The organism is Lysobacter zhanggongensis, assembly GCF_046638635.1.
Taxonomy (GTDB): domain Bacteria; phylum Pseudomonadota; class Gammaproteobacteria; order Xanthomonadales; family Xanthomonadaceae; genus Novilysobacter; species Novilysobacter luteus.
The window spans coordinates 1-1,801 of record NZ_JBJXHK010000156.1; the positions used below are offsets into that span (position 1 = coordinate 1).

Annotated in this window: 2 protein-coding genes; both read right to left on the reverse strand. The window is 73.0% G+C overall.

Annotated features, from left to right (window positions below):
• Nucleotides 1-7: 7 nt before the first annotated feature.
• A complete protein-coding gene (fliJ, locus tag ACKVMH_RS13380; protein ID WP_215219645.1) occupies nucleotides 8-463 on the reverse strand; it encodes a flagellar export protein FliJ in 456 nt (151 codons plus the stop codon).
• A partial coding sequence (gene fliI / locus ACKVMH_RS13385; RefSeq protein WP_412700650.1) for a flagellar protein export ATPase FliI occupies nucleotides 460-1,801 on the reverse strand: 1,342 nt, incomplete at its 5' end. The genes fliI and fliJ, both read right to left, overlap by 4 nt.

Here is a 1,801-nt window from a genome sequence, read left to right on the forward strand (position 1 = left end):
GACGCGATCACGCCGGCACCTCGCCGTCGCCACCGCCCGCCCCGTTTCGCACGCGGCGCGCGCCCAGGTCGTCCAGCTCACGCTGCACGCGCTGCTCGGCCACGCGGGACTCCTCGGCGCGGTAACTGGCCGACAGCTTTTCCAGCACGTGGGTCTCCCGGCTGGCCAGCATCAGGCGTGCACGCTCGACGTCGCAGTGCTGGCGGGTGTCGTCGACCACGCGGCTCTGCTGCGCGACCGCCGCGTCCAGCCGCTCGCGGAAGGCGAGGCGGTTGGCCAGCAGCGCCGGGTTGGTGATGGTGGCGGCGGGGGCGGAATACTCGGCGGCGTAGCGACGCAGCGCATCCAGCCGCTGCTCCTGCTCGGCCAGGGTGCGGTCGCGCTCGGCGACCTCACGGGCGACATCGTCCTGGCGTTGCTGCTTGACCCGCAGCAGCGGGTCGAGCCGTTGCGATCGCGTCATCGTGCAGGCTCCTGGGCGTGGGTGGTGGCGTGGGTGGCGGATGTACCCGGCGCCGGCTCGCGGGTGTCGTCGAGCAGCCGAGCCAGCGCGGCGCGGCTGGCCTCCACGTCGGAGGCCTCGGTGACGTCCTGGCCCAGGAACTCGAGGATCTTCGGCCAGCGCGCCAGTGCCTCGTCGACCACCGGGTCGCTACCGCGCTGGTAGGCGCCGATGGCGATCAGATCGCGCTGGGCGTTGTAGGCGGCCATCAGCCGCTTGAGTTTGCGGATTCGCTCGCGCCACGGAGCGTCGGTGATCTCCTGCATCACGCGGCTGACCGAGACCTCGACGTCGATGGCCGGGTACTGGCCGGCGTCGGCGATGCGGCGGGTCAGCACGATGTGGCCGTCGAGGATCGCGCGGGCCGCGTCGGCGATGGGCTCCTGCTGGTCGTCGCCTTCGGTCAGCACGGTGTAGAAGGCGGTGATCGAGCCGCGGCCGTCGGCGCCGTTGCCGGCACGCTCCACCAGCTGCGGCAGCTTGGCGAACACGCTTGGCGGGTAGCCGCGGGTGGTGGGTGGCTCGCCGACCGACAGGCCGATCTCGCGTTGTGCATGCGCGAAGCGGGTCAGCGAGTCCATCAGCAAGAGCACATGCAGGCCCTGGTCGCGGTACCACTCGGCGATCGCGGTCGCGCGCAACGCGCCGTGCAGGCGGGCCAGCGGCGGGCGGTCGGCGGGGGTGGCGACGACGACCGAGCGGCGCAGGCCTTCCTCGCCCAGCGTGCTTTCGACGAAGTCACGCACCTCGCGGCCGCGTTCGCCGATCAGGCCGACCACGATGACGTCGGCGGCGGTGTAGCGGGTCATCATGCCCAGCAGCGTCGACTTGCCGACGCCGGAACCGGCGAACAGCCCGATGCGCTGGCCGCGGCCGATCGGCAGCAAGGCGTTGATCGCGCGCACGCCGACATCGAGCGAACGGGTGATCGGTTCGCGGGTCAGCGGGTTGATCGCCACGCCGCCCAGCCCGACCCAGCTTTCCGGCCGGATCGGCCCGCGGCCATCCAGCGGGACGCCGTCGCTGTCGATCACGCGGCCCAGCAGGCCTTCGCCGACCGCCACTTCACCCTCGCGACGGGTGGTCACCACGCGCGCGTTGGGCAGCAGGCCGGCCAGGTCGGCGGTGGGCATCAGGAAGGTGCGGTCGCCGGAGAAGCCGACCACCTCGGCATCGACCCAGTGGCCACCGGCCGTCTCGACCCGGCAGCGCGAGCCCAGCGGCGCCGAGCAGCCCGATGCCTCCAGCGTCAGGCCGACCGCGCGGCGGAGCACGCCCTCGCGGGCCAGGCCGAGCGAC